The organism is Sphingobium sp. ba1, from assembly GCF_000743655.1.
Lineage (GTDB): Bacteria > Pseudomonadota > Alphaproteobacteria > Sphingomonadales > Sphingomonadaceae > Sphingobium.
This window is the reverse complement of record NZ_JPPQ01000069.1, coordinates 1,547,228-1,554,266: the sequence shown is the minus strand read 5'-3', so window position 1 is coordinate 1,554,266 and position 7,039 is coordinate 1,547,228. Positions and strand designations below refer to the sequence as shown.

Annotated in this window: 9 protein-coding genes; 4 read left to right on the top strand and 5 right to left on the bottom strand. The window is 62.4% G+C overall.

Going from position 1 to position 7,039, the window contains the following annotated elements:
* Positions 1 to 516, top strand: a 516-nt coding sequence (locus IL54_RS10560; RefSeq protein WP_037478329.1) for a Fe2+-dependent dioxygenase, incomplete at its 5' end; no start/stop codon positions are given.
* Positions 517 to 669: 153 nt separating this feature from the next.
* The gene (locus tag IL54_RS10555; RefSeq protein WP_037475493.1) at positions 670 to 1,896 is read left to right on the top strand and encodes an NAD(P)/FAD-dependent oxidoreductase; all 1,227 of its coding nucleotides are present in this window, start codon (positions 670 to 672) and stop codon (positions 1,894 to 1,896) included.
* Between the two features lie 108 nt (positions 1,897 to 2,004).
* On the opposite strand, the gene IL54_RS10550 is transcribed toward IL54_RS10555, so the two are convergent.
* The 5 genes from IL54_RS10550 to IL54_RS10530 form a co-directional block, all read right to left on the bottom strand.
* On the bottom strand, positions 2,005 to 2,478 hold the full coding sequence (locus tag IL54_RS10550; RefSeq protein WP_037475491.1) for a 2'-5' RNA ligase family protein: 474 nt from the start codon (positions 2,476 to 2,478) through the stop codon (positions 2,005 to 2,007).
* Positions 2,479 to 2,515: 37 nt separating this feature from the next.
* On the bottom strand, positions 2,516 to 3,055 hold the full coding sequence (locus IL54_RS10545; RefSeq protein ID WP_037475488.1) for a peroxiredoxin: 540 nt from the start codon (positions 3,053 to 3,055) through the stop codon (positions 2,516 to 2,518).
* 109 nt (positions 3,056 to 3,164) lie between these two features.
* Positions 3,165 to 4,166, bottom strand: coding sequence for an endolytic transglycosylase MltG (gene mltG, locus IL54_RS10540; protein ID WP_037478328.1), 1,002 nt, complete (start codon positions 4,164 to 4,166; stop codon positions 3,165 to 3,167).
* A gap of 365 nt (positions 4,167 to 4,531) precedes the next feature.
* Entirely contained in the window at positions 4,532 to 5,791 is a 1,260-nt protein-coding gene (gene fabF, locus IL54_RS10535) for a beta-ketoacyl-ACP synthase II (RefSeq protein ID WP_037475486.1), read from the bottom strand.
* A gap of 166 nt (positions 5,792 to 5,957) precedes the next feature.
* Positions 5,958 to 6,191 (bottom strand): acyl carrier protein, encoded by a 234-nt coding sequence (locus IL54_RS10530; RefSeq protein ID WP_007689016.1) that lies wholly within the window; start codon positions 6,189 to 6,191, stop codon positions 5,958 to 5,960.
* 195 nt (positions 6,192 to 6,386) lie between these two features.
* On the opposite strand from IL54_RS10530, the gene IL54_RS25390 reads away from it, so the two are divergent.
* Both IL54_RS25390 and IL54_RS25385 read left to right on the top strand, forming a co-directional pair.
* On the top strand, positions 6,387 to 6,692 hold the full coding sequence (locus IL54_RS25390; RefSeq protein ID WP_237748851.1) for a hypothetical protein: 306 nt from the start codon (positions 6,387 to 6,389) through the stop codon (positions 6,690 to 6,692).
* Positions 6,693 to 6,724: 32 nt separating this feature from the next.
* The coding region (locus tag IL54_RS25385; RefSeq protein ID WP_237748850.1) for a glycosyltransferase 87 family protein at positions 6,725 to 7,039 on the top strand (315 nt) is incomplete at its 3' end.

Here is a 7,039-nt window from a genome sequence, read left to right as displayed (position 1 = left end):
GGGCAGGTCATCCTCGACGCGCTGGGCCGGTCGTCCCTGTTCATCGCCGCTGCGCTGCCGCTCAAGATTTTTCCGCCGCTATTCAACAGCTACGAAGGCGGACAGGCCTTTGGCATACATGTCGATAACGCCGTGCGTATACAGGCGGGCACTGGCGTTCGGGTACGCTCGGATCTCTCGGTCACCGTGTTTCTGGAGGCACCCGACGCCTATGAAGGCGGCGAGCTGACGATCGAAACCAATTTCGGAGTGCAACAGGTAAAATTGCCAGCGGGTCACGCCGTGGTGTACCCGTCATCCTCCCTGCACCGCGTGGAGCCGGTTACGCAGGGACGCAGGGTCGCGAGCTTTTTCTGGGTCCAGTCGATGATCCGTGACGATGGAGCCCGGCAAATGCTGTTCGACCTCGATCGCAGCGTTCAAGGCGTAGCCGCAGCATTGGGCCATGATCATGGCGAGGTTATCAGGCTCACCGGCGTCTACCATAATTTGCTGCGCCGCTGGGCCGATGCCTGACAGGGTGGCGTAACCGTTGGCGGAGCGGCCGTGCCCTGATCGAACATCGTGGGGGCGGCGATCGCCATCCCCCCGGATTCGCACATCCCCCTTGCACCTCTTGCGACACCCCGCCTATCAGCAGCGCAAAGGGATAAAGAGGATTGCGGGCCGATGAGCTATTATGATGTTCTGATCGTGGGTGCGGGCCATGCCGGGGCGCAGGCGGCGATTTCGCTGCGCCAGCACGGGTTCGAGGGCAGCGTCGCGATGATCGGCGACGAGAAAGACCCGCCCTATGAGCGCCCGCCCTTGTCCAAGGAATATTTCGCAGGCGACAAGAGTTTCGACCGCATCCTGATCCGCCCCGCCACCTTCTGGGGTGAGCGCAATATCGAGATGCTGCTCGGCCGCCGGGTCAAGAGCGTCGATCCCGTCGGCAAGTTCGTGACGGTGGGGGGCGAAGAAATCGGCTATGGCAAGCTGATCTGGTGTACCGGCGGCACCCCGCGGATGCTGACCTGCAACGGCGCGGATGCGTCCAACGTCCATGCCGTGCGTCGCCGCGACGATGTCGATGCGATGATGGCGAAACTCGACAGCATCAATCATGTGACCATCATCGGCGGCGGCTATATCGGCCTCGAAGCCGCTGCGGTCCTGACCAAGTTCGGCAAGACCGTCGTCCTGCTCGAAGCGCTCGACCGGGTGCTGGCGCGGGTCGCGGGCGAACAATTGTCGCGCTTCTACGAAGCCGAACATCGCGCCCATGGCGTCGATCTGCGCACCGGCGCGCGGATGGACTGCATCGAAGTCGTCGACGGCAAGGCCACTGCTGTCTTGATGGAAGATGGCGAGCGGATCGAGACCGACATGGTGATCGTCGGCATCGGCATCATCCCTGAAACCGGCCCGCTGATCGCGGCGGGCGCAGCGGGCGGCAATGGCGTCGATGTCGATGAATATTGCCGCACCAGCCTGCCCGACATCTATGCCGTGGGCGATTGCGCTGCCCACGCCAACCGCTTCGCCGGTGGCGCGCAGATGCGGCTGGAATCGGTCCAGAACGCCAATGATCAGGCCAAGGTCGCGGTAGCGCACATATTGGGCAAGGAAGAAGCCTATAATGCCGTGCCCTGGTTCTGGTCGAACCAATATGATCTCAAGCTCCAGACCGTCGGCCTCTCCACCGGCTTCGATCAGGCGATCACCCGCGGCGATCCAGCGACACGCAGCTTCTCCGTCGTCTATCTGAAAGGCGGCAAGGTTATCGCGCTCGATTGCGTCAACATGGTCAAGGATTATGTCCAAGGCCGCGCCCATGTCCTGTCCGGCGCGGCGCTTGACCAGACGCAACTGGCCGATGCCAGCGTGCCGTTGAAGGAAGTCGGGCTGGCATAAAGTAAAAATCCGTTCGGCCCCGGACTTGATCCGGGGCTGTCGAAGCCCTTTTCTTCTACTTAAGAACAGCGGCCCTTCGACAAGCTCAGGGCGAACGGAAACATATACCTACCCCCGAAAACTCGCCTTCATCGCCAATTCCCACGGCCCCCCGCGATAATGCCACGCCGCCAGCCCGGCGATCGCGAACGGGCGTGGCACAAAATCCGCACGCAACTGCTCCGCCAGCGCCTTCGCCTCGGCGGGCGCAACCTTGTTCTGCACGGTCACATGCAGCCGGGGTCGCGCCTGGTCCTGCGGCGTCAACAGCCCCGTAAACGCCTCCGCCAGTTCGTCGCGCATCGCCGCGAGTTCCGGGCTGTCAATACGATAGGCAACCCCCCGCCCCAGCATCATGACCTCGCTCAACCGCGCCGCCGGAGCCGGGCCACGACACAAGCCCTTGAGCCGATCCCCCACCTCCCCCAGCACCGAGGGCGGCAAGTGATGGAACAGCGTGATATGCGCGGACAGCACATTGCGCTCAGGCGGGAAATGCGCCCGGCGCAGCCCGTCCGCCCATGCGAAGTCCGCCGCCCCCATCAGCGCGCTGACGATGATGGGGGCCGGTGGGGCAGCCTCAACCAGCCGGATGCGCCTTCAACCATTCCAGCACGGGTTCGGGCTGGGTCTCGCCATAGGGGTCTTCATCTTCGCCGCTATCGTTGATCCCCGGTTCCTCGAACCAGGCGACGATCTTGCCGTCTTCCACGACCATGGCATAGCGCCAGCTGCGGTCGCCAAAGCCCAGATGATTCTTCTTGATGAGCATGCCCATCCGCCGAGTAAAATCCCCCGACCCATCGGGCAACAGCTTCACATGGTTGAGGCCCAGCTGCTTGCCCCACTGGAACATGACGAAGGCGTCGTTGACTGAGATACAATAGACGTCGTCGACGCCAACCGCCTTGAAATCATCGTAAAAGCGTTCGAACGCCGGGCATTGCTCGGTCGAACAGGTCGGCGTGAAGGCACCAGGCAGCGAGAACACGACGGCGCGCTTGCCCGCGAACAAGTCGCCAGTCTGCACATCCTGCCAACGATAGGGGTTTGGCCCCTCGACGCTTTCATCGCGCACGCGCGTCTTGAGCGTCACATTCGGTACGGTTCTTCCCAGCATCAATGCGTCTCCCAATCAGGGCCGCCTTGTCGCACAGGCGGCAACCATCCTTATGGGGATTAGGAAGCCGGACGGCAATCGCGCCCGGCATGCAATCAACGGTCGCGCCTCAAAGCTCGCCGCGCGACCGCCGAATTTCAAACCATTTGCGCACATTTTCATTATGCTGCTGATAGGTGTCGGCGAAGATGTGGCCGCCCTTCCCGTCCGCGACGAAATAGAGCGCCTTGGTCTCGGCCGGATGCAGCACCGCCAGGATCGACAACCGCCCCGGATTGGCGATCGGCCCCTTGGGCAGGCCGACCATCGCATAAGTATTATAGTCGTTGACGTCGGCAATCTCCGACTTGCGGATGCGGCGACCCAGCGGCTTGCCCCGTGTGATCGGGTAGATGATGGTCGGGTCGGCCTGCAACATCATATTGGTGCGCAACCGGTTGCTATAGACGCCCGCGACCGTCGGCCGTTCGGCGGCAACGGCGGTTTCCTTCTCGACGATGCTGGCCAGGATGATCGCTTCCTTGGGCGTCTTGGCGACCGTATTGGGCGCGCGTTCGGCCCATAATTTGGCCAGCGCCTCGTCCATCGCCACCTGCATGCGCTTCAAGACGGCCGCGCGCGGCTCCCCCTTGTCGAAGGCATAGCTGTCGGGCAGCACGCTCCCCTCCTCCGGCACGGGAATGTCGCCGGTCAGTTGGTCGTTCGCCATCAACCGCTCATGCACCAGGATGGAGGGCATGCCTTCGGGAATGGTGATCAACCGGGTCAGCGTCTTGCCGCCCTGCAGGATGGAGAGGATATCGCTGTTGCTGGCCCCGGCAGGGATGACGAACTCCCCCGCCTTGATCGGCGTGCCCGCCCCGAAAATCTTGGCCCGCGTCAGGAAAGCATCGGCCGACCGCACCGCGCCCGCCTGTTTCAGCAACACCGCCGCATCGGACAGCGTAGACCCTTCGCGCACGACCACGCTGACATCCTGGGCCGCCGGCCCCTGTTCGGTCCAGCCCGCCACGAAGCGAAAGGCAATGAAGGCCGCAACGGCCAGGCCGATCAGCAGGACGATACAGCCCAGTCGTTGCTTCGAATTCCGGTTCGATCGTCTTGCCATCATCACCATCGCCCCAGAGGAATATCTACGACCGCCAAATCCTCCACCGATCCTCCCCTGTAAGGTTCGGCAGAGGCACGTGACTCTGCCGAAGGGGACCGCCGAAGGTGGTGGAGGGGTGTCGCCCTCACGATAGCATGACACCCCTCCGTCAGGGCTACGCCCTACCACCTCCCCTTATAGGGGATTGTTGCGAAATTCATCACCCACAGGTTTTTCCGTCATCCCCGCGAAGGCGGGGATCCATCTCCGGACCTAAAATCAAGATGATAAGGTGGGAGATGGGTTCCCGCCTTCGCGGGAATGACGATGCTTCGTGAGCAATCCGCATTTCGCAACGATCCCCTACAAGAGGAGGAGTTTCGTCCTCAGATCGCCTTCATGATGAGCGAAGCATTGGTGCCACCAAAGCCGAACGAATTGTTCAACACCGCGCGCACCTTGCGCTCCTTGGCAACATGGGGAACGAGGTCGACGCCCTTGCAGCTTTCACTCGGTTCATCGAGGTTGAGCGTCGGCGGCACGATCTGGTCGCGCATGGCGAGGATGCAGAAGATGCTTTCCACCGCGCCCGCACCGCCCAGCAGATGGCCGATCGCCGACTTGGTCGAGCTCATTGACATCGCACCAATCTGATCACCGAACAGGCGGCGCACCGCGCCCAGTTCCAGTTCGTCGCCCATCGGCGTCGATGTGCCATGCGCGTTCACATAGTCGATATCTTCAAGGCTCAGGCCCGACTTTTTGAGCGCCATCTGCATCGAACGGAACGCGCCGGAGCCTTCCGGGTGCGGCGCGGTGACATGATAGGCGTCGCCCGACAGGCCATAGCCCAGCACTTCGGCATAGATTTTCGCGCCGCGCGCCTTGGCCCGCTCATATTCTTCCAGCACGACGACGCCCGCGCCTTCGCCCATGACGAAGCCGTCGCGGTTGACGTCATAAGGGCGGCTGGCGCGCGTCGGATCGTCGTTGAAATTGGTCGAGAGCGCCCGCGCCTGCGAGAAACCGGCAATGCCGATCGGGCAGATCGCGCTTTCCGCGCCACCCGCCAGCATGACGTCGGCATCGTCCATCGCGATCATCCGCGCGGCGTCGCCGATCGAATGGGCACCGGTCGAGCAAGCGGTCACGACCGCATGGTTCGGCCCCATCAGGCCATATTTGATGCTGACCTGGCCAGAGATCAGGTTGATCAGGCGACCATGGACGAAATGCGGGCTGACCCGGCTCGGTCCCTTGTTCGCCAGCACCAGCGATTCGCTCTCGATGCCCGGCAGGCCGCCGATGCCCGACCCGATCGAGCAACCGGCGCGGAACCGCTCCTCTTCGGTCATGTTGAGCAGGCCCGCGTCGCGCAGCGCCTCGCTCGCGGCAGCGATGCCGAAGACGATGAACAGGTCGACCTGACGCTGGATCTTGTGATCCACTTCCAAATAGGGGTCGAACCCATATTCATGCTCTTTGGGCTTCACTTCGCACGCGATGCGGCACTTATAGTCGGTCGGGTCGAACCGCGTGATGGTCGCCGCGCCGGATTTGGACGCGATGATGTTCTTCCATGTGGTTTCCACATCCCCGCCAAGCGGGCTGACCATGCCAAGGCCGGTTACGACGACGCGACGCATATATTTGCTCCGAAATAGTCTCTTTGACGCAATGTAGGGCTGGCTGATCCGGCCTGCAAACGCTGCATCAGATACGAAAAAGCTCCCCGCGCTCCGGGGTCACCGGACAGGAGGAGCCATTTCCTAACACGAAAGGCGGCCCGCTGATTGCGGGCCGCGAAACGCCTTACTGCTTGCTGTCGATATAATCGATGGCATCCTTGACGGTAGCGATCTTCTCGGCCGCATCGTCGGGGATTTCGACGCCGAATTCTTCTTCGAACGCCATGACCAGCTCAACGATGTCGAGGCTGTCAGCGCCCAGATCGTCGATGAAGCTGGCATCCTCGGTCACCTTTTCGGCTTCAACGCCCAGATGCTCGACGACGATTTTCTTTACGCGATCCGCGGTCTCACTCATGAGTGGTCCTTCTTGACTGGTATCGTTGGTGGTTGTGAATAACCGTTAAGGCAATGCCCTAGAGCCATGCGCCGATAGAGGCAAGAGGCAAGGCCGCCAAGTCCTTTTCAATGTGCCGATCGACGATTTCCCGATCATCCGGCCCTTATTGCGGCATTTACCAAAATTTCAGCCGCATCTGCAAGGGTGGACGCCATGCCCGCCCTCTCCCCAACCGATCGGCTTGTCACGCGCGCGCGCATGCGGCTGGTGGCGCGCTGCATGCTGGCGGCCACCATCATCGGCCTGATCATCCTGTTTGCGGGCGCGCAGGGCACGGTGGATTCGCTCGGACGGCCGCTGGGCACGGACTTCTCCAATGTCTGGACCGCCGGATGGATGGCCGATCATGGCCGCGCGGCGGAGGCATGGGACTGGACGATCCAGCATGACGTGCAGCGGCAGGTCCATCATGACCCGGCCATTCCCTTCTATGGCTGGCATTATCCGCCCCCTTCCTGATCATCGCCACGCTGCTGGCACAGCTTCCCTATGTGGCGGCATTGCTGGTGTGGCAGGGCGTGACGCTCTTGTTCACCCTGCTGCTGGTCAAGCGAATACTTCCCGCTGAACGCGATGCATGGCTGCTGGCGCTGGGCGCGCCTGTGGTGCTGATCTGCCTTGGCCATGGCCAAAATGCCTTCCTCACGGCCAGCCTGCTGGGCGGCGGGATGCTGCTGCTGGATACGCGTCCCTGGGTGGCGGGAATCCTGTTGGGGGGGCTCGTCTACAAACCGCAATTCGCCGTGCTGATCCCCGTCATCCTCCTCGCGCGCGGCAATCTGCGCGCGTTCGTTGCGGCGGGCCTG

What these genes read in the sequence shown, in the direction of transcription:
- IL54_RS10555 (WP_037475493.1), top strand. Translation starts at nt 670, where the DNA reads ATGAGCTATTATGATGTTCTGATCGTGGGTGCGGGCCATGCCGGGGCG.
- IL54_RS10550 (WP_037475491.1), bottom strand. Translation starts at nt 2,478, where the DNA reads ATGGGGGCGGCGGACTTCGCATGGGCGGACGGGCTGCGCCGGGCGCAT.
- IL54_RS10545 (WP_037475488.1), bottom strand. Translation starts at nt 3,055, where the DNA reads ATGCTGGGAAGAACCGTACCGAATGTGACGCTCAAGACGCGCGTGCGC.
- mltG (WP_037478328.1), bottom strand. Translation starts at nt 4,166, where the DNA reads ATGATGGCAAGACGATCGAACCGGAATTCGAAGCAACGACTGGGCTGT.
- fabF (WP_037475486.1), bottom strand. Translation starts at nt 5,791, where the DNA reads ATGCGTCGCGTCGTCGTAACCGGCCTTGGCATGGTCAGCCCGCTTGGC.
- IL54_RS10530 (WP_007689016.1), bottom strand. Translation starts at nt 6,191, where the DNA reads ATGAGTGAGACCGCGGATCGCGTAAAGAAAATCGTCGTCGAGCATCTG.
- IL54_RS25390 (WP_237748851.1), top strand. Translation starts at nt 6,387, where the DNA reads ATGCCCGCCCTCTCCCCAACCGATCGGCTTGTCACGCGCGCGCGCATG.